20 protein-coding genes are annotated in these 19806 nt (G+C 58.7%); 17 read left to right on the top strand and 3 right to left on the bottom strand.

Going from position 1 to position 19806, the window contains the following annotated elements; translation table 11 throughout:
• Positions 1–125 precede the first annotated feature (125 nt).
• The 4 genes from ytfR (at position 126) to ACJ69_RS14745 (ending at position 5317) form a co-directional block, all read left to right on the top strand.
• On the top strand, positions 126–1628 hold the full coding sequence (gene ytfR / locus ACJ69_RS14760) for a galactofuranose ABC transporter, ATP-binding protein YtfR (RefSeq protein ID WP_029741733.1): 1503 nt from the start codon (positions 126–128) through the stop codon (positions 1626–1628).
• A 10-nt stretch (positions 1629–1638) separates the two neighbouring features.
• Positions 1639–2664: a galactofuranose ABC transporter, ATP-binding protein YtfT gene (gene ytfT / locus ACJ69_RS14755; protein ID WP_166642373.1), complete on the top strand. Its 1026-nt coding sequence runs from the start codon at positions 1639–1641 to the stop codon at positions 2662–2664.
• Positions 2651–3652, top strand: coding sequence for a galactofuranose ABC transporter, permease protein YjfF (yjfF, locus tag ACJ69_RS14750; RefSeq protein WP_023310175.1), 1002 nt, complete (start codon positions 2651–2653; stop codon positions 3650–3652). The genes ytfT and yjfF overlap by 14 nt, the downstream gene beginning before the upstream one ends.
• Before the next feature lie 93 nt (positions 3653–3745).
• A complete protein-coding gene (locus ACJ69_RS14745; RefSeq protein WP_059347256.1) occupies positions 3746–5317 on the top strand; it encodes a methyl-accepting chemotaxis protein in 1572 nt (523 codons plus the stop codon).
• Here the strand turns inward: ACJ69_RS14745 and ACJ69_RS14740 are convergent.
• Together ACJ69_RS14740 and fbp are read right to left on the bottom strand one after the other, a co-directional pair.
• Positions 5289–5645, bottom strand: a complete 357-nt coding sequence (locus ACJ69_RS14740) for a helix-turn-helix domain-containing protein (protein WP_059347255.1) — start codon at positions 5643–5645, stop codon at positions 5289–5291. The genes ACJ69_RS14745 and ACJ69_RS14740 overlap by 29 nt on opposite strands.
• A 150-nt stretch (positions 5646–5795) precedes the next feature.
• Complete coding sequence (gene fbp / locus ACJ69_RS14735) at positions 5796–6794, bottom strand: class 1 fructose-bisphosphatase (RefSeq protein ID WP_023310178.1); 999 nt, start codon at positions 6792–6794, stop codon at positions 5796–5798.
• Between the two features lie 197 nt (positions 6795–6991).
• Between fbp and mpl the strand changes: the two genes are divergently transcribed.
• The gene (gene mpl / locus ACJ69_RS14730) at positions 6992–8371 is read left to right on the top strand and encodes a UDP-N-acetylmuramate:L-alanyl-gamma-D-glutamyl-meso-diaminopimelate ligase (RefSeq protein ID WP_029739256.1); all 1380 of its coding nucleotides are present in this window, start codon (positions 6992–6994) and stop codon (positions 8369–8371) included.
• Between the two features lie 95 nt (positions 8372–8466).
• Here mpl and yjgA read toward each other — a convergent pair whose 3' ends face one another.
• Positions 8467–9018, bottom strand: coding sequence for a ribosome biogenesis factor YjgA (gene yjgA, locus ACJ69_RS14725; RefSeq protein ID WP_054829937.1), 552 nt, complete (start codon positions 9016–9018; stop codon positions 8467–8469).
• Positions 9019–9113: 95 nt separating this feature from the next.
• On the opposite strand from yjgA, the gene pmbA reads away from it, so the two are divergent.
• The 12 genes from pmbA (at position 9114) to ACJ69_RS14665 (ending at position 19795) form a co-directional block, all read left to right on the top strand.
• The gene (pmbA, locus tag ACJ69_RS14720) at positions 9114–10466 is read left to right on the top strand and encodes a metalloprotease PmbA (RefSeq protein WP_023310180.1); all 1353 of its coding nucleotides are present in this window, start codon (positions 9114–9116) and stop codon (positions 10464–10466) included.
• A gap of 41 nt (positions 10467–10507) precedes the next feature.
• Positions 10508–10894, top strand: a complete 387-nt coding sequence (gene cybC, locus ACJ69_RS14715; RefSeq protein ID WP_008501412.1) for a cytochrome b562 — start codon at positions 10508–10510, stop codon at positions 10892–10894.
• Positions 10895–11209: 315 nt separating this feature from the next.
• Positions 11210–11548 (top strand): glycine dehydrogenase, encoded by a 339-nt coding sequence (locus ACJ69_RS14710; protein ID WP_025911967.1) that lies wholly within the window; start codon positions 11210–11212, stop codon positions 11546–11548.
• A gap of 10 nt (positions 11549–11558) precedes the next feature.
• Positions 11559–11921: an SFCGS family glycine-rich protein gene (locus tag ACJ69_RS14705; RefSeq protein WP_010427372.1), complete on the top strand. Its 363-nt coding sequence runs from the start codon at positions 11559–11561 to the stop codon at positions 11919–11921.
• 2 nt (positions 11922–11923) lie between these two features.
• Positions 11924–12223, top strand: a complete 300-nt coding sequence (locus ACJ69_RS14700; RefSeq protein ID WP_006810338.1) for a DUF4312 family protein — start codon at positions 11924–11926, stop codon at positions 12221–12223.
• A gap of 22 nt (positions 12224–12245) precedes the next feature.
• Entirely contained in the window at positions 12246–13022 is a 777-nt protein-coding gene (locus tag ACJ69_RS14695; protein ID WP_023310182.1) for a DUF4311 domain-containing protein, read from the top strand.
• A 13-nt stretch (positions 13023–13035) separates the two neighbouring features.
• A complete protein-coding gene (locus ACJ69_RS14690) occupies positions 13036–13677 on the top strand; it encodes a DUF4310 family protein (protein ID WP_023310183.1) in 642 nt (213 codons plus the stop codon).
• A 42-nt stretch (positions 13678–13719) separates the two neighbouring features.
• Positions 13720–14853 (top strand): amidohydrolase/deacetylase family metallohydrolase, encoded by a 1134-nt coding sequence (locus ACJ69_RS14685; protein WP_059347254.1) that lies wholly within the window; start codon positions 13720–13722, stop codon positions 14851–14853.
• Positions 14837–15955, top strand: coding sequence for a DgaE family pyridoxal phosphate-dependent ammonia lyase (locus ACJ69_RS14680; protein ID WP_059347253.1), 1119 nt, complete (start codon positions 14837–14839; stop codon positions 15953–15955). The genes ACJ69_RS14685 and ACJ69_RS14680 overlap by 17 nt, the downstream gene beginning before the upstream one ends.
• Positions 15952–16692, top strand: coding sequence for a 2-dehydro-3-deoxy-phosphogluconate aldolase (gene dagF / locus ACJ69_RS14675; RefSeq protein ID WP_029739262.1), 741 nt, complete (start codon positions 15952–15954; stop codon positions 16690–16692). The genes ACJ69_RS14680 and dagF overlap by 4 nt, the downstream gene beginning before the upstream one ends.
• A gap of 36 nt (positions 16693–16728) precedes the next feature.
• On the top strand, positions 16729–17865 hold the full coding sequence (locus ACJ69_RS14670; protein ID WP_059347252.1) for a lactonase family protein: 1137 nt from the start codon (positions 16729–16731) through the stop codon (positions 17863–17865).
• A 19-nt stretch (positions 17866–17884) separates the two neighbouring features.
• On the top strand, positions 17885–19795 hold the full coding sequence (locus tag ACJ69_RS14665) for a BglG family transcription antiterminator (RefSeq protein WP_059347251.1): 1911 nt from the start codon (positions 17885–17887) through the stop codon (positions 19793–19795).
• Positions 19796–19806: the final 11 nt, after the last annotated feature.

The following is a 19806-nucleotide window of genomic DNA, read 5'->3' as shown; positions in this document are numbered from 1 at the left end:
CCCCTCACCCCAGCCCTCTCCCCGGAGGGGAGAGGGAGAAAGGCAGGGCGGAGCTGGATATTAACAATTGGCACGATCAATCCCCTCTCCCCTCCGGGGAGAGGGTCAGGGTGAGGGGGAAAACCATGACCACTGAACAACACCAGGAAATCCTCCGCACAGAGGGCTTAAGCAAATTCTTCCCCGGCGTAAAGGCGCTGGATAACGTTGATTTCAGCCTGCGGCGCGGAGAGATCATGGCGCTGCTGGGCGAGAACGGCGCGGGAAAATCGACGCTGATTAAATCCCTGACCGGCGTTTATCATGCCGATCGCGGCACCATCTGGCTGGAAGGCAACGCCATTTCGCCGAAAAATACCGCCCATGCCCAGCAGCTGGGGATCGGGACGGTGTACCAGGAAGTGAACCTGCTGCCGAATATGTCGGTGGCGGATAATCTGTTTATTGGCCGCGAGCCACGCCGTTTTGGCCTGCTGCGCCGCAAAGAGATGGAGGCGCGGGCGACAAAGCTGATGGAATCGTACGGCTTCTCCCTCGACGTCCGCGAGCCGCTGAACCGCTTTTCCGTGGCGATGCAGCAGATTGTCGCCATCTGTCGCGCGATCGATCTCTCCGCGAAGGTACTCATCCTCGACGAACCCACCGCCAGCCTCGATACCCAGGAAGTGGAGATGCTCTTTACCCTGATGCGCCAGCTGCGCGATCAGGGCGTCAGCCTGATCTTCGTTACCCACTTCCTCGATCAGGTGTATGAGGTAAGCGATCGTATCACGGTGCTGCGCAACGGCAGCTTTGTCGGCTGCCGCGAAACCCGCGAGCTGCCGCAGATCGAACTGGTGAAAATGATGCTGGGCCGCGAGCTGGAAACTAACGCCCTTCAGCGCGCAGGGCGCACGCTGCTGAGCGAGAAACCGGTCGCCGCATTCAGCGATTACGGCAAGAAAGGCGTGATATCGCCGTTTAATCTGGAAGTCCGCCCGGGCGAAATTGTCGGCCTGGCGGGCCTGCTGGGCTCCGGCCGGACCGAAACCGCCGAGGTGATCTTCGGGATCAAGCCTGCGGACAGCGGCACCGCGCTGATCAAGGGCAAACCGCAAACCCTGCGATCGCCGCATCAGGCCTCCTGTCTGGGCGTCGGCTTCTGCCCGGAAGACCGAAAAACGGACGGCATTATTGCCGCGGCCTCGGTGCGGGAAAATATCATCCTGGCGCTGCAGGCCCAGCGCGGCTGGCTGCGCCCGATCCCCCGTAAAGAGCAGAACGCGATTGCCGAGCGCTTCATCCGTCAGCTGGGTATTCGTACCCCGAGCGCGGAACAGCCTATTGAGTTTCTCTCCGGCGGTAACCAGCAGAAGGTTCTCCTCTCTCGCTGGCTGCTGACCAAACCCCAGTTCCTGATCCTCGACGAACCAACCCGCGGCATTGACGTGGGCGCGCACGCCGAAATTATCCGGCTTATCGAAACCCTGTGCGCGGACGGTCTGGCGCTGCTGGTTATTTCGTCCGAGCTGGAGGAGCTGGTGGGCTATGCCGATCGCGTCATCATCATGCGCGATCGCAAACAGGTGGCAGAGATCCCGCTGGATAAGCTGTCCGTTCCGGCGATCATGAATGCCATCGCGGCATAAGGAGTAAATCGTGATGCCCCGTTCGCTTTCGCAAACCGGTGAGTCAAAGCGCCGATTCAGCTGGCCAACCGGCACGCCGCAAATCGCAGCGCTGCTGGTTGTTCTGCTGGTTGATAGCCTGGTCGCGCCGCATTTCTTCCAGATTATCGTGCAGGATGGTCGCCTGTTTGGCAGCCCGATAGACATTCTAAACCGTGCCGCGCCGGTGGCGCTGCTGGCCATCGGGATGACGCTGGTCATCGCCACCGGCGGGATTGACCTCTCCGTCGGCGCGGTGATGGCCATCGCCGGGGCCACGGCAGCCTCCATGACCGTGTCCGGACACAGCCTGCCGGTGGTACTGCTGGCGGCCTTAGGCACCGGCGTGCTGGCCGGATTATGGAACGGCATTCTGGTGGCGGTGCTGAAAATTCAGCCCTTTGTCGCCACCCTTATCTTAATGGTGGCCGGGCGCGGCGTGGCGCAGCTGATCACCTCCGGGCAGATTGTCACCTTTAACTCTCCGAGCCTGGCGTGGATCGGGAGCGGCAACCTGCTGTTCTTCCCGACGCCGGTGATCGTTGCCCTGGCCACGCTCGTTGTTTTCTGGCTTTTCACCCGCAAAACGGCGCTGGGCATGTTCATTGAGGCCGTCGGGATCAACATCCGCGCCGCGCGCAACGCCGGGGTCAACACCCGCCTGATGGTGATGCTGACCTACGTGCTGAGCGGCGTCTGCGCCGCCATCGCCGGGGTCATCGTCGCGGCGGATATTCGCGGGGCGGATGCCAACAACGCGGGACTGTGGCTGGAGCTGGACGCGATCCTCGCGGTGGTGATCGGCGGCGGGTCGCTGATGGGCGGGCGCTTTAACCTGCTGCTCTCGGTGATAGGCGCGCTGATCATTCAGGGAATGAACACCGGGATCCTGCTTTCGGGGTTTCAGCCGGAACTCAACCAGGTGGTGAAGGCGGTGGTCGTGCTCTGCGTGCTGATCGTCCAGTCGCCGCGCTTTGTCAGCATCATTAAGGGGATCCGTGGCCATGATAAAACGTAATTTACCGTTGATGATCACGCTGGGCGTGTTTGTGCTGGGGTACCTCTACTGCCTCACCCAATTCCCCGGTTTTGCCTCCACGCGTGTGATCTGCAATATCCTGACCGATAACGCCTTTTTAGGCATCATCGCCGTCGGGATGACATTTGTGATCCTCTCTGGCGGAATCGATCTCTCCGTCGGGTCAGTGATCGCGTTTACGGGCGTGTTCCTCGCGAAGGCGATCGGCTTCTGGGGGATCTCTCCGCTGGTGGCGTTTCCGCTGGTGCTGGCGATGGGCTGCGCGTTTGGCGCCTTTATGGGGCTGCTGATCGACGCGTTAAAAATCCCGGCGTTTATCATTACCCTCGCGGGAATGTTCTTCCTGCGCGGGGTGAGCTACCTGGTGTCGGAAGAGTCGATTCCGATTAACCATCCGGTGTACGACACGCTCTCCAGCCTGGCGTGGAAAATTCCCGGCGGCGGCCGCCTGAGCGCGATGGGGCTGCTGATGCTGGGCGTGGTGGTGATTGGCATCTTCCTCGCCCATCGTACCCGGTTTGGCAATCAGGTGTACGCCATCGGCGGTAGCGCTACGTCGGCAAACCTGATGGGGATCTCAACCCGCAGCACCACCATCCGCATCTATATGCTCTCGACCGGCCTGGCGACGCTGGCGGGTATCGTCTTCTCGGTGTATACCCAGGCGGGCTATGCCCTTGCAGGCGTGGGCGTAGAGCTGGATGCGATTGCTTCTGTGGTTATCGGCGGCACGCTGCTCAGCGGCGGGGTGGGCACGGTGCTGGGAACGCTGTTCGGCGTGGCCATCCAGGGGCTGATACAAACCTATATCAACTTTGACGGCACGCTCAGCTCCTGGTGGACGAAGATCGCCATCGGCATTCTGCTGTTTATTTTTATTGCCCTGCAGCGTGGCCTGACGGTGCTCTGGGAGAACCGTCAAAGCTCGCCTGTTACCCGCGTAAACACATCGGTAACAGAGCGATAACACGCTGAATTTGCTTAAAGTCTAAACATTTTCCGGTAGCGGCCGATACTCTTTTTTTATGCCCAGAAATATCTCGCTACCGGAAATAATATCATGCTTAAAACGCTATCGATTCGTACCGGCTTGCTCTCTTTACTGGCCGTTATGACCCTTCTGCTGCTGATTGTCAGCGGCATCGGCATTTATGCCCTCACACAGAGTTCTTCTTCACTGCAGCGTATTAATCACCTTCAGGGTGAGCAGATGGTGCAGCTTAATTCAGGCTATACGCTGATCCTGCGCGCGCGCAATGAGGCGGGCCAGGCCGTCCGCATGATGGAAATCGGCATGCTGGACGATGCGGCCAAAGCGGTAAAAAACATCAATCAGGAAGTTGCCCTGGCCCAAAAAACGCTGAAAGGCGTAATCGACGGCGGCGTGGCTGACGAGCAGGGGCAACAGCTGCTCGATAAAGTGGCGGCCAGCCTGGCGACGTATAGCCAGCAGGGGATCAACCCGATGCTGAAAACCCTGAATGACCAGAGCGCGGACGGGTATTACGATCTGCTGGAGAAGACGCTGATTCCGGTGGCGAAGCAGTTTGATAACGATATGCAGGCGTTTCAGAAATGGAGCGAAGCGCGTGGTCAGGCGGAAGTGAGTGCCGTGCAGGCGAGTAAAACCCACGTACTGATCCTGATTATCGTCGCCGCGCTGCTGACGGCGGGCATTATCGTGCTCGCGTGGCTGGTGCTGCGCCATATGCTGCTCAAGCCGCTCTCGGCCTCCATTGCTCAGCTGGAGAACGTGGCGGCGGGGGATTTAACCCATACGCTGAATGCCCCCGCGAGCCAGGAGTTTAACCGCCTCAACGCGGTGATAGAGGAGATGCGACAGTCGCTGATGAACTCGGTTATGCGGGTACGCGATGCCAGCTCGCAAATTGACACCGGTAGCCGCGAGCTGACGCTGGGAAACCGCGATCTTGCCGAGCGTACGGAATCCACCGCCACGTCGCTGGAGCAGACGGCGGCCAGCATGGAACAGATCACCGCGACGGTGAAGCTCAACGCCGATAACGCCGAGCAGGCGCACCAGCTGGCGAAGTCGGTGTCCGACACGGCCGATCACGGCAGCGAAATGGTCTGCTACGTGATTGAAAAAATGCGCGATATCTCCGGCAGCTCGGCGCGCATCGCCGACATCCTGAGCGTGATCGACGGTATTGCCTTCCAGACCAATATCCTGGCGCTTAACGCCTCCGTGGAAGCGGCGCGCGCGGGCGAGCAGGGGCGCGGGTTTGCCGTCGTCGCGGGCGAAGTGCGAAACCTTGCCAGCCGCAGCGCCGACGCGGCGAAAGAGATCCGAACGCTTATCAGTGATTCGCAGACCCACGTTAACGAGGGCAGCGAGCTGGCCCAGCAGGCTGGCGAAACGATGGACGAGATCGCAACAGAAGTGCTGCGTATGACCAAACTGATGCGTGAGATTGCGACCGCGTCTCAGGAGCAGAGCCGCGGTATTGAGCAGGTGAATATTGCGGTGAATCAGATGGACGAAACCGCGCAGCAGAATGCGGCGCTGGTGCAGCAATCCTCCGCCGCGACCCGCTCCCTTGAGGAGCAGTCGCGTCAGCTGATGGAAGCCATGTCATCATTCAAAGTGGCGACTCAGACCGCTGTATAATATTACCCAGCCCCGGTACGTTCTGTGCCGGGGTTTTATTTTTCCCGGAATTAACTGCCGCAATATTATCGTGAATATCACCCATTAATATTTCCAGCGAGCTAGTTAAGGCTAACGCCTTTTCCGTCGGTTCAAGATATAAACCTTTGCGGAAAAATAACGGCTCATCAAAGAGTTGATTAAAGCGCTTTAAGGCCAGGCTCACCGCCGGACGTGACATCTCCAGACGCAAAGAGGCTTTTGCCATGCTGCCGCAGCGGACGATCTCAATAAATACAGGGATAAGATTTAAATCAATGCCGGTATTAGCACGGGAATAATTTTTCATTGCGATTCTGCTCCACGAAATATCTGTCAAACTGTTATGGAAATAATGCAGGAGCAGTGGTGAATATTAAAGCATGTTTTTTATAAACACTTATACGGTAAAATATATAAATGACCAGGGGAGCCAGAACGGCTCCCCTGTAGAGAGGCATTACGCGTCCGGGTACTCACGGATAAAACGCTCAACGTCTTCAACCATGTGGTTGTTGCCGACGAAGAATGAACGGCGCTGGTGAAGGCTTTCCGGCACGATATCCAGAATACGCTCTTTACCGTCGCTCGCCTTGCCGCCCGCCTGTTCGGCGAGGAACGCCATCGGGTTGCACTCGTACAGCAGGCGCAGCTTCCCGTCCGGGTGGCTGGCGGTACTTGGGTAGAGGTAGATACCGCCTTTCAGCAGGTTACGGTGGAAATCCGCGACCAGAGAGCCAATATAGCGGGACGTGTACGGGCGCTGTGTGGCTTTATCTTCTTCCTGGCAGAATTTAATGTACTTCTTCACGCCGTTCGGGAAGCGGATGTAGTTGCCTTCGTTGATGGAGTAGGTGTTGCCCTTCTCCGGGAAGCGCATGCGTTCCTGGCTCAGACAGAAAACGCCCAGTGACGGATCGTACGTAAAGGCGTGAACCCCGCACCCGGTGGTATACACCAGCATGGTGGAGGAGCCATAAACAACGTAACCGGCAGCAACCTGATTAATGCCCGGCTGCAGGAAATCTTCTTCGGTCACCGGCGTGCCAACAGGCGTGACGCGGCGGTAGATGGAGAAAATGGTACCGACAGAAACGTTAACGTCGATGTTTGAGGAGCCGTCGAGCGGATCCATCAGAACAACGTATTTAGCGTGTTCACACCCTTCGAAAACAACAATTTCATCTTCTTCTTCAGAGGCGATACCCGCAACGATGTCGCGCGCGCGCAGTGCAGCTTTCAATTTTTCATTTGCGAACAGATCGAGCTTCTGTTGAACCTCGCCCTGAACGTTCTCGGCACCGCTGGCACCCAGGATATCGACCAGACCGGCCTTGTTGATATCACGGTGGATGATCTTAGCGCCCAGCTTTATTGCCGACAGCAAAGCAGTGAGTTCACCGGTAGCATGAGAGAACTCGTGCTGCTTTTCGACAATAAATTCACCTAACGTTTTCATAACACTTTCCCTGCATCTTTGTGAGTAGAGCGATTGTATGTTCACTAAAACGACTAAAGCCCAACAATCTTAACAAACATTCAAATATTAGCGCAGAGGTGAATCGCGCCAGCAACATACGGATTTACCTGAAATGCGTTTCACAGCCGCTAACATGTGAGTAAAATGTGCGCCACATTGAAGAAGGATAGTGACGTATGCGCATTCATATATTGGGGATTTGTGGCACTTTCATGGGCGGACTGGCAATGCTGGCGCGCTCGCTGGGCCATGAAGTGACAGGTTCGGACGCCAATGTGTATCCGCCAATGAGCACACTTCTGGAGAAACAGGGCATCTCGTTAATTCAGGGCTACGATGCCAGCCAGCTTGATCCCGAGCCGGACCTGGTGATCATCGGCAACGCCATGACCCGCGGCAATCCGTGCGTCGAGGCGGTTCTGGAACGCAATATTCCGTTCATGTCCGGCCCGCAGTGGCTGCATGACTTCGTCCTGCGCGACCGCTGGGTGGTTGCCGTTGCCGGTACGCATGGCAAAACCACGACCGCGGGCATGGCGACCTGGATCCTCGAAGCCTGCGGCTACAAGCCTGGCTTCGTGATTGGCGGCGTACCGGGTAATTTCGACGTTTCTGCGCGTCTGGGCGACAGCCCGTTCTTTGTGATCGAAGCCGACGAGTACGACTGCGCGTTCTTCGACAAGCGTTCCAAGTTCGTGCATTACTGCCCGCGCACGCTGATCCTCAACAACCTTGAGTTCGACCACGCGGATATTTTTGACGACCTGAAAGCGATCCAGAAACAGTTCCACCACCTGGTGCGCATTGTTCCGGGCCAGGGGCGCATCATCCTGCCGGAGAACGACATCAACCTGAAGCAGACGATGGCGATGGGCTGCTGGAGCGAGCAAGAGCTGGTGGGCGAGCAGGGCCACTGGCAGGCGAAAAAGCTCAACGCCGATGCCTCCGAGTGGGAAGTGCTGCTCGACGGTGAGAAAGTGGGTGAGGTGAAGTGGGGCCTGGTGGGCGAGCACAACATGCACAACGGCCTGATGGCCATTGCTGCGGCGCGTCACGTGGGCGTTCTGCCTGCGGATGCGGCCAATGCGCTGGGCTCGTTTATCAATGCCCGTCGCCGTCTGGAACTGCGCGGTGAAGCCCACGGCGTTACCGTGTATGACGATTTCGCGCACCACCCAACCGCCATTCTGGCAACGCTTGCCGCCCTGCGTGGCAAGGTTGGCGGGACAGCCCGCATCCTGGCGGTGCTGGAACCGCGCTCGAACACCATGAAGATGGGCATCTGCAAAGATGACCTCGCGCCGTCGTTAGGACGCGCCGATGAAGTCTTCCTGCTGCAGCCGCAGCATATTCCGTGGCAGGTGGCCGAAGTGGCCGACGCCTGCATTCAGCCTGCGCACTGGAGCGCGGATGTGGATGCGCTTGCGGATATGGTGGTGAAAGCCGCACAGCCTGGCGACCACATTCTGGTGATGAGCAACGGCGGTTTTGGTGGGATCCATCAGAAGCTGCTGGACGGTCTGGCGAAGAAAGCGGAAGCGGCCGCCGCAGAGTAAAAAAAAAGCCCGGTGGCGCTTGCGCTTACCGGGCCTACTTTCCCGTGTTTTCTCCCTCGCCCCTCTGGGGAGAGGGCAGGGGTGAGGGGAACAGATTACTCTTCGTTCTCAGACAGCTCGCGCAGATACTGGAAAATCAGGCGCGCAGACTTCGGCGGCTTATTCCCTTCTTTCTCTTTCTGCGCGTTGCGGATCAAGGAACGCAGCTGCTGGCGGTCGGCATCCGGCCACAGGTTCAGCACTTCCGGTACGGCAACATCACCCTGTTCAATCAGGCGATCGCGGATCTGCTCAAGCTTATGGAAAAACGCAACCTGCTGGTTGTGGCGGTTTTTCAGCTTGTCCAGCGCCTGGCGGATCGGATCGACGTCGCGCTGACGCAGCATTTTCCCGATAAGCTGAAGCTGGCGACGACGGCCTTCTTTCTTGATTTTCTGTGCCAGTTCAATGGCATCACGCAGATCCTGGTCGAGCGGGATCTTGTCCAGCGCGTTTTTACCCAGTTCTACCATTTCTGCGCCAAGCTGTTTTAACTCTTCGGCGTCACGTTTAATTTCACTTTTACTGACCCAGATGATCTCATCATCTTCGTCTTCGATGTCATCACCGGGAACGTCGTCGAGCCAGTCTTCGGGCTGCTTAGTCATGTCAGGCTCCTTAAAAAAAGAGGCTAATGTTACCAGTTAAGACGCGCACTGAAAAACGGTTCTCTGTTAGACTTCAGATAACTCTCTCTTACAGTATGGCATTTGCGATGAAAGTAACCTCACAAGTTGAAGCGCAGCGTAAGATTCTTGAAGAAGCCGTCTCCACCGCGCTGATGCTTGCTTCAGAAAAATCAGATGGCGCCGAAGTGGCGGTCAGCAAAACCACCGGCATCAGCGTGAGTACCCGCTATGGTGAAGTGGAGAACGTAGAATTCAACAGCGATGGCGCGCTTGGGATCACGGTGTATCACCAGAATCGCAAAGGCAGCGCGTCATCCACCGATCTCAGCCCGGATGCCATTGCCCGCACGGTGCAGGCTGCGCTGGATATCGCCCGTTATACCTCTCCGGATCCTTACGCAGGCGTGGCGGATAAAGACCTGCTGGCGTTTGACGCGCCGGATCTCGATCTTTTCCACCCGGCGGAGGTGACCCCGGACGAAGCGATCGAGCTGGCCGCGCGCGCCGAGCAGGCTTCCCTGCAGGCGGATAAGCGCATCACCAATACCGAAGGCGGCAGCTTCAACAGCCACTACGGCATCAAAGTCTTCGGCAACAGCCACGGCATGCTGCAGGGCTACTGCTCTACCCGTCATTCGCTCTCCAGCTGCGTCATCGCCGAAGAGAACGGAGACATGGAGCGCGACTACGCCTACACCATTGGCCGCGCGCTGGGGGATTTGCAGTCTCCTGAGTGGGTGGGTAAAGAGTGTGCCGAACGCACGCTGTCGCGCCTGTCGCCGCGTAAACTCTCCACCATGAAGGCCCCGGTCATTTTTGCGAATGAAGTGGCAACCGGTCTGTTTGGCCATCTGGTGGGCGCTATCGCGGGCGGCTCGGTTTACCGTAAATCGACCTTCCTGCTCGACTCGCTGGGCAAGCAGATCCTGCCGGAATGGCTCACCATTGAAGAACATCCGCACCTGCTGAAAGGGCTGGCCTCCACGCCGTTCGACAGCGAAGGCGTGCGCACCGAACGTCGCGATATCATCAAAGACGGTATTCTGACGCAGTGGCTGCTGACCAACTACTCCGCGCGCAAGCTGGGGCTGAAAAGCACCGGACACGCTGGCGGCATCCACAACTGGCGCATTGCCGGACAGGGCCTGAACTTTGAGCAGATGCTGAAAGAGATGGGCACCGGGCTGGTGGTCACCGAGCTGATGGGGCAGGGCGTAAGCGGCATCACCGGCGACTACTCGCGCGGCGCGGCGGGCTTCTGGGTGGAAAACGGCGAAATCCAGTATCCGGTAAGCGAGATTACGATTGCCGGCAACCTGAAGGACATGTGGCGGAATATCGTTACGGTCGGTAACGATATTGAAACACGTAGCAATATACAGTGTGGTTCTGTACTTCTGCCGGAAATGAAAATCGCCGGTCAGTAATACCCGTAAAGGCGTTTTAATAATAAAAAAGGAAGTGAGCAATGCGTAAACATCTGTTAGCGATCGTCGCGGCTTCAACGCTGGTTCTTGGCTCTTCTGCGTTTGCTGCCGATCTTGAAGACGACATGGGCATCCTCGGTCAAAACCTGAAGGTGGTGCAGAAAACCGACAATGCGGCTGAAATGAAAGACGCGCTGACCAAAATGCGTGAAGCGGCGCTGGACGCACAAAAAGCGACGCCTCCGAAGCTGGAAAGCAAAGCGGCAGACAGCGCAGAGATGAAAGACTACCGCCACGGCTTTGACGTGCTGGTCGGCCAGATCGACGGCGCGCTGAAGCTGGCTAACGAAGGCAAAGTGAAGGAAGCCCAGGCGGCGGCCGAGCAGTTTGTGACGACCCGTAACACCTATCACAAGAAATACCGTTAACCGATCGCGCATCTGACAAACAACCAGCGGGGGCCAGTGGCTCCCGTTTTTTTTACGCGGTAATAAGTAAACCCTATCGCCATCACATTTTTGCGTCACCACGCCTGAACGTTTCGTTTCCCCGGCGCGCATTTTGCCGCTGGAATACGTGATATTCATCACGCAAATACCGGGATTAATTCAGATTCACCGCATTTATGTGGCACAGATCACTGCTGCGGCTCGCCTTTCCACTTCGAAGTGGAAAACAACTCGCTACAAACAATTCCCCCCCAACGTTAGTTTTATTCCAGAGCCATTAACGGGGTAAGACCAGTGATTAACGGAGCGGTAATGAACGACGTTGGGGAACAGGCGGAGCAAACAGAACAGCTCGCGAACACCATGCTGCAGCAGGTTTATGCCCTGCTGGCCCGGAACAACATCATCCCCAATGCGGTACAGGAGCAGATGCTCACCTCACACGTGCGCGCAATGGCGCACCGGTCCGTGACCGGCGAGCCGCTGCCGGAGGTTGAAGCAGAGCTGTTTGACGAAATTTCACCGGATTCAATGCGGCTCGCCCGTGAAGTGGTCGCGCAGTTTGGCAATCTTCCTGATGAAGAAGCCTGGCTGCTCTCCGTTCACTTTGAAGTCGCGAAAGACAACCTTTAAGGAGCAACACATGGAACAGATTACAGTCGTGATTGGCGATCGCCTGGGTAAAGGTCAGAAAGTGGCTGCCGGTGTGGAAAAAGCAGGTGGACGCGCGGTGGTTGTGCCGGGCATGGCGGCGGACATGAAGCTCGGCGACATGATGAAGGCGGAAAACGCCACCTTCGGCATCTCCTTCTGCGGCAGCGGCGGCGCGGGTGCCATCACTGCCCAAACCAAATATGGCTACAAGGCCAAATACGGCATGCGTTCCGTGGAAGAAGGCGTGACCGCCATCAACGAAGGCTGCAACGTGCTGGGCTTTGGCTTTATGGATAAAGAAGAGCTGGGCGAGCGTCTGGTACAGGCGTGGCAGAAGAAATACGGCGCATAAGCATGAAAGAACAGTTCACAACCACGGTGAGAGTGAAGGGAAAAGGCGACGCCAAAGCGCGCGCCTTTGCCGACGCGCTCAACCACGTTCAGGCCGCGGTGATGAAAGCCTCACCGCATATCTTACTGCGTATTGAGCCACAGGATGTGCAGGTCGTTCAGGCGCAAGAAGCGGTGCGAAAAGAAGCGTTTCTGTTCTTCTTTCTGCGCCGGGAAAGACGCACCTACAGCGTGGAGCTGGATGTGACCGTCAACGTGACCGCTATCAATCTTGACCAGGTGGATTTCGTCACGCAACGCTGATTATTCATAAAAGGGCAGACTGATGTTCTTAATTATATTAATAAAATCGCTCATCATTGGCGGCCTGGTTGGCGTCGGTGTCGGAGCCGGGGCTGCACGCATGTTTCATGCGCCTACCACTCAGGGTATGGGCGCGTTTCGTACGTTGGGGGAGCTGAACTCCTGTGAAGGGGATCCGGCGTCCCACTTCTCCTTTGGGTTAGGTTTCTTCTTTAACGCCTGGGCCTCTTCCGTGGCCGCAGGTGCCTTCACACAGGACGTTGACCACCGCATCATCCCGAACTGGGGTGCTGCTGCACTGATGATCAAAAACCGTAACGTCGGCGAAACGCTGCACGACCCGCGCAAAATGGCGATTGCCTGCGGCGTGATCGGCATGCTCGTCGTCACCTTCCTGAACCTGACCGCCTCCTCCGTTCCGGCAGCGCTTCAGGTCACCGCCGTCAAAGTGCTGGTGCCTGCGGCAAACCTGCTGGTGAACACCGTGATGCCGGTGATCTTCTGGCTGGCGGCCATCGACGCGGGTAAAAAATCGGGCTTCTGGGCCACCATCTTTGGCGGCGCGGCGCAGCTGATCATGGGCAACGCCGTACCGGGCCTGGTGCTGGGGATCCTGATCGGGAAAGGTGTGGAAGAGAGCGGCTGGAACCACGTCACCAAAGTGATGATGGCGGCGATCGTCCTGCTCTTCGTGCTGAGCGGCTTCTTCCGCGGCTTCGACATGAAGATGATCGAATCCTTCCATCTGACCGTGCCGAACTGGCTCGACATGATCCACAACTCGCTCAGCGGTAAATAACAGGAGCCTCTACATGGAACAGAATAAAGGTTTTTGGTATGCCGACTGGTCGTTCCCGATCTTCGTTGGCCTGCTCTCCTCCGGCGTTTTCGCCGGGACGCACATGTACTACCTCTACGGCATCGGTGCGTTTAACGAAGTGGCCTTCGTGGCGATGCTGAAAGCGGGGATCGATACCGGCGTCTACGGCGCGGTAGCGGCGTTCGGCGCGAGCTTCCTGTTCGCCCGTATTATCGAAGGCTCGCTGGTGGGGATTCTCGACATCGGCGGTGCGATCCAGACCGGCGTCGGTCTTGGCGTTCCGGCGCTGCTGCTGGGCGCGGGCATCATGTTCCCGGTGACCAACTTCATTGCCGCGCTGATTACCGGCCTGGTGATTGGTCTGGCGATTGGCTACGTCATCATCCTGGCGCGTAAGTTCACCATCAACCAGAGCAACTCTACCTACGGTGCAGACGTGATGATGGGCGCGGGTAACGCCTCCGGCCGCTTCCTCGGGCCGTTGATTATCCTCAGCGCCATGACCGCATCCATTCCTATCGGCGTCGGTTCCCTGCTGGGTGCGCTGGTGTTCTACATCTGGCAGAAGCCGATCACCGGTGGCGCCATTCTCGGCGCAATGCTGTTGGGCTGGCTGTTCCCGGTCGCCCTTTAATACCCGCGGGCGCTCAGGCGCCCGCCTTATCAGGAGATCCTCATGTTTGATTTACTCCTGCGCCGTGCGCGCCTTGCCGACGATACCCTGACCGATATCGCCATTCAGGACGGGAAGATCGCGGCGCTGGGCGACATTGACGCCCCCGCGCATAAAACGGTTGAGCTGAACGGCGACGTGTTCGTCAGCGCAGGCTGGATTGACTCCCACGTTCACTGCTACCCGAACTCCCCGATTTACCACGACGAGCCGGACAGCGTGGGCATTGCCACCGGCGTCACCTCCGTGGTGGACGCGGGCAGCACCGGCGCCGACGACGTGGACGATTTCTATGAAATCACCCGCAGGGCCTCTACCGAGGTGTTTGCCCTGCTGAACATCTCCCGCGTGGGGCTGATCGCTCAGAACGAGCTGGCCAACATGGCGAATATTGACGCCGACGCGGTGAAGCAGGCGGTGAAGCGCCACCCTGATTTTATCGTCGGCCTGAAGGCGCGCATGAGCAGCAGCGTGGTCGGTGAAAACGGCATCACGCCGCTGGAGCGCGCGAAAGCCATTCAGAAAGAGAACGGCGACCTGCCGCTGATGGTGCATATCGGCAACAACCCGCCGAACCTCGACGAAATTGCCGAGCTGCTGAGCTCCGGCGACATCATCACCCACTGCTACAACGGCAAGCCCAACCGCATTCTGACGCCCTCCGGCGAGCTGCGCGCCTCCATTACGTCTGCGCTGAAGCGCGGCGTGCGTCTGGACGTCGGCCACGGTACGGCGAGCTTCAGCTTCGAAGTGGCGAAACGCGCCATCGCGATGGGCATTCTGCCGCACACCATCAGCTCGGATATCTACTGCCGCAACCGCATCAACGGCCCGGTGGGCTCGCTGGCAAGCGTAATGTCTAAATTCCTCGCCATCGGCATGTCGCTGCCGCAGGTGATTGACTGCGTGACTGCGAACGCTGCCGACGGCCTGCGCCTGTCGCATAAAGGCCGCATTCAGCCGGGCCTCGACGCCGACCTGACGCTGTTCACGCTCAAACGCCAGCCGACGGTGCTGACGGATGCTGAAAACGACAGCCTGCAGGCTGAACACATTCTGGTGCCGCTTGCCGCGATCCGCGCGGGCAAGGGCTACATGACCGAACAAGGGAGCACGGAACATGCCTTCGATTTATGAGAAGTACAACTTAAAGCAGGTTATCAACACCTCTGGCCGCATGACGGCGCTGGGCGTCTCCACGCCGCGCCCGGAAGTGGTGCAGGCGGCGATGGACGGCATGAATCACTATTTCGAGATGAAGGATCTGGTCAACAAAACCGGGGAATACATCGCGAAGCTGCTGGATGTGGAAGGCGCGACGGTGGTCTCCTGCGCGTCGGCGGGCATTGCCCAGTCGGTGGCGGCGGTGCTGGTAAAAGACAGCGACTGGCTGCTGGAAAACCTGCACGTGACCCCGATTGAGAACAACGAAATCGTCCTGCCGAAAGGCCACAACGTGAACTTTGGCGCGCCGGTGGGCACCATGGTGGCGCTGGGCGGCGGCAAGCTGGTGGAGGCGGGCTACGCCAACGAATGCTCTGCCGATCAGCTGGCGGCGGCGATCACCCCGCGCACGGCGGCGATCCTCTACATCAAATCTCACCACTGCGTGCAGAAAAGCATGCTCAGCGTCGAGCAGGCGGCGGTTGTGGCGCGCAAGCACGATCTCCCGCTGATCGTCGATGCGGCGGCGGAAGAAGATCTGCACGCGTACTACCGATCCGGCGCCGATCTGGTGATCTACAGCGGCGCGAAGGCGATTGAAGGCCCAACCAGCGGGCTGGTGATCGGCAAAACCCAGTACGTTGAGTGGGTGAAGCGTCAGACCGCGGGCATTGGCCGCGCCATGAAAGTGGGCAAAGAGGGCATTCTGGGCCTGACCTGCGCCATCGAACATTACCTGACGGCGACCAAAGAGAGCGGGGCCGAGATGGTGGCGAAGATGACGCCGTTTATCAACGCGCTCAATACCCTGAACGGCGTGACCGCTCGCGTGGTCTGGGACAGCGCCGGTCGCGATATCGCGCGCACCGAGATTAAGTTCGACGAAGCCGCAACGGGCGTCGGCACGGGCGATCTGGTGGCGAAGCTGAAACAGGGCGAATACGCCATTTACTTCCGCGGCTACAAGGCCAACGAAGGGATTATCGAGGCGGACGTGCGCAGCGTGAACGCTGACCAGCTGAACATCGTGTACCGCCGCATTAGCGAAGTATTAGGACAGGAGAAAAAAGCATGAAACTGACCCCCAACTTTTACCGTGACCGCGTCTGCCTGAACGTGCTGGCAGGATCGAAAGCCAACGCCAGCGCCATTTACGAGGCGGCGGAAGGTCATGTGCTGGTGGGCGTGCTCTCCAAAAATTACCCGGACGTGGCGAGCGCCGTTGCCGATATGCGTGAATATGCCGCGCTGATTGATAACGCGCTCTCCGTAGGCCTCGGCGCGGGGGATCCGAACCAGTCTGCTATGGTGAGTGAAATCTCCCGTCAGGTGCAGCCGCAGCACGTCAACCAGGTCTTCACCGGCGTGGCCACCAGCCGCGCGCTGCTGGGGCAGAATGAATCGGTGGTTAACGGTCTGGTCTCTCCGACCGGCACCGTGGGCATGGTCAAAATCTCCACCGGACCGCTGAGCAGCAACGCGCCGGACGGCATCGTACCGGTTGAAACCGCGATTGCCCTGCTGAAGGATTTCGGCGGCAGCTCCATCAAATACTTCCCGATGGGCGGCCTGAAGTGCCGTGACGAGTACAAAGCGGTGGCGGAAGCCTGCGCCCGTCACGACTTCTGGCTGGAGCCGACCGGAGGTATCGATCTGGAAAACTATGAGGAGATCCTGCAGATCGCCCTCGACGCGGGCGTGAGTAAAATCATCCCGCATATCTACAGCTCGATTATCGACAAAGCCAGCGGCGATACGCGCCCGGAAGACGTGCGTACGCTGCTTGCGATGACGAAGAAGCTGGTGAAGTAGAACAAAACCTTACCGCACACACACAAAGGAGCCACCATGCACACCCGTACCCTGCTTGTTGCTTCACTCTCAATGTTCGCCACCGCCGCCATCGCCCAGCCGCAATACGCCTGGGTGGGCACCTACAACCCCAACGGCGAAGGGCTGTACCGCTTTACCGTTGACCCGCAAAGCGGCGCGCTGGCGAATAAAACGCTGGTGAGCAAGCTGCCGAACGCCGCGCAGCTGGCCGTTTCGCACGACGGCAAAACGCTCTATCTGGCAAGTGAAGTGGAGCAGGGCGTGGTGCAGGCGCTGCGGGTGGGGGATAACGGCGCGCTGAGCGAGCTGAATCAGGTGGCCTCCGGCGGTGCGGGGCCGGTGTATCTTTCCCTGACGCCGAACGGTCGCCATCTGCTGGTGGCGAACTACGTCAGCGGATCGATTGCCGTTTTACCGGTCAACGCAGACGGCAGCCTGGGTGAGGTCACGGACACTCATCAGGATCAAGGCGAAGCGGGCGCGGCGAAGCCGGAAGCGGCAGCGGAGGGCAGCTTTGCCATCAGCGATCATAACGGCCCCCACGCGCACATGATCGCCGCCGATCCGAGCGGGAAATACGTATTTTCCACCGATCTTGGGCTGGATCGCCTCTACCAGTACCGTTTTGACGATCGAACAGGGAAGCTGACGCCGAACGATCCGCCGTTTATCAGCGCCTCCTCAAAAGGCGCCGGGCCGCGCCACTTTGTCTTTACGCCCAAAGGCGATGCCCTGTGGCTGATTAACGAAGAGGCGTCTACGCTCACCCATTATACCGTGAGCGCCAACGGCACCCTGAAAGAGGGCAAAACGCTTTCAGCCCTGCCGGAAGGTTACAAAGGCACCAGCTTTGCTGCCGGGCTCGCATTAAGCGCCGACGGTAAACAGCTGTATGTGGCTAACCGTTTGCATAACAGCATCGGGCACTTTACCGTAACAGCGGAGGGCACGCTGACGCATCAGGACGACGTCTGGACGCGCGGCGACTACCCGCGCACCCTGACGCTCGATAAGCAGGGGCGCTGGCTGTACGTCATGAACCAGCGCAGCGACAACATTACCCGTTTCCGCGTGGCGCAGGACGGCAAATTGAGCTTCGAGCCGGACTACATCCCGGTCGGCAGCCCATCCCAGATGGTCATTTCACCTTAAGCTGTAAGAGGACAAACCCGTGCGATTTCCGAACCAACGTTTAGCGCAACTGTTCGATCTGTTGCAAAACGAGACGCTGCCGCAGGACGAGCTGGCGCAGCGGCTGTCGGTCTCCACGCGAACCGTCCGTGCCGATATCACCGCCCTGAACGCGCTGCTGGCAGGCCACGGCGCGCAGTTTATATTGAGCCGGGGCAACGGCTACCAGCTCAAAATTGATGATGCCCAGCGCTACCAGCAGCTGCAGGCATCCCACCCGCGCGCGCTGCGTATTCCCCGGACCGGGCCGGAGCGCGTGCACTATCTGGTGGTGCGTTTTCTGACCTCGGCATTTTCTCTTAAGCTCGAGGATCTGGCTGACGAGTGGTTCGTCAGCCGCGCCACGCTGCAAAGCGACATGGCCGAAGTGCGCGAGTGGTTTCACCGCTATAACCTGACGCTGGAAACGCGTCCGCGCCACGGCATGAAGCTGTTTGGCAGCGAGATGTCGACCCGCGCCTGCCTGACCGATCTGCTCTGGGAGCTGGCGCAGCAGGACAGCCTGAACCCGCTGGTGACCGACGTGGCGCTGAATGCAGGCGTGGCGGAGCAGATGGTGCCCGTGCTGCACGAGGCGCTGACGCGTCATCACATCCGTCTGACCGATGAAGGCGAACTGTTCCTGCGCCTGTACTGCGCGGTGTCGGTGCGGCGCATCAGCGAGGGCTATCCGCTGCCGGAATTCCACGCCGAAGACGTGGAAGAGAACGTGCGCGAGGCGGCGAAGGATATCGCCGTCACTATCCAGCAGCTGGCGGGCAAAGCGCTTTCACCTTCAGAGGAGAGCTGGCTGTGCGTGCACATTGCGGCGCGGCAGATCCAGGAGATTGCCCCGAGCGCAATTAACGCGGATGACGACGAAGCGCTGGTCAACTACATCCTGCGCTATATCAACACCCACTATAACTACAACCTGCTCAGCGACGAGCAGCTGCACGCGGACCTGCTCACGCACATCAAGACGATGATCACCCGCGTGCGGTATCAAATCATGATCCCCAATCCGCTGCTGGATAACATCAAGCAGCACTACCCGATGGCGTGGGATATGACCCTCGCGGCGGTGTCGAGCTGGGGCAAATACACGCCGTATGTGATCAGCGAAAACGAAATCGGCTTCCTGGTGCTGCATATTGGCGTCGGGCTGGAGCGCCACTACAACATCGGCTACCAGCGCCAGCCGCGCGTGCTGCTGGTGTGCGACGCCGGTAATGCCATGGTCCGCATGATTGAAGCGGTGCTGCAGCGCAAATATCCGCAAATTGAAGTCACGCGCACGCTCACCCTGCGCGAGTACGAATTGGCCGACTCTATCGGCGAAGACTTCGTGATCGCCACAGCCCGCGTGAGCGAAAAGTCTAAGCCGGTGGTGACGATCGCCCCGTTCCCGACCGATTACCAGTTAGAGCAGATAGGCAAGCTGGTGCTGGTGGATCGTACCCGCCCGTGGATGCTGGATAAATACTTCGATGCGGCCCATTTCCGCATTCTCGACAAGCCCGTTGACCAGCAAACGCTGTTCCGCGAGCTGTGCGAGCAGCTCGAAGGCGAAGGCTTCGTTGGCGCGGAGTTTCTGGATTCGGTTATCGAGCGTGAAGCCATCGTCAGCACCATGCTCGGCGACGGTATTGCGCTCCCGCACTCTCTCGGCCTTTTAGCGCAGAAAACGGTGGTCTATACCGTGCTCGCCCCGGACGGCGTCCAGTGGGGCGACGAAACCGCGCACGTCATCTTCCTGCTCGCCATCAGCAAAAGCGAATACGAAGAGGCGATGGCGATTTACGATATCTTCGTCACCTTCCTGCGTGAACGGGCGATGTCGCGGCTCTGTAGCTGCGGAGATTTTGCCGGGTTTAAGGCGGTGGCGATGGAGAGTTTGAGCCGGTTTTGAGAGGCGTTATC

Source organism: Enterobacter asburiae (genome assembly GCF_001521715.1).
Classification (GTDB): domain Bacteria; phylum Pseudomonadota; class Gammaproteobacteria; order Enterobacterales; family Enterobacteriaceae; genus Enterobacter; species Enterobacter asburiae.
The sequence above is the reverse complement of the archived record's forward strand: the minus strand, read 5'-3'. Positions and strand labels throughout refer to the sequence as shown.